We start from the raw sequence: 315 nt of genomic DNA on the forward strand, positions 1-315 counted from the left end.
AACTGCCTCAACTGCCTCAAGAGTGTGGTCCTTAAACCGGTCTCTGCCTATATAGGTGTTCTTCATTATTGAGGATCTGTTTAAGGGACCAGGTGCCAAGATATCTTCATCAAGAGAACGATGTACCTGGTAGATGGAGGGCGTACAGCTCATTTAGCTCGAGTTTGACTTCGTTGTGTGGATAACTTTGTATAAAAGCTGTGATTTGATATGAATAACTAACTAAATGCCGATTTTTACAGTTTTATTGCAATAAGCCCCTTGCCAACGTGATCTATCTCTCTATAATGCGCCACATCGACAGGGCAAGCGGCA

It is taken from the genome of Aeromonas tecta (assembly GCF_000820185.1).
Taxonomy (GTDB): Bacteria; Pseudomonadota; Gammaproteobacteria; order Enterobacterales; family Aeromonadaceae; genus Aeromonas; species Aeromonas tecta.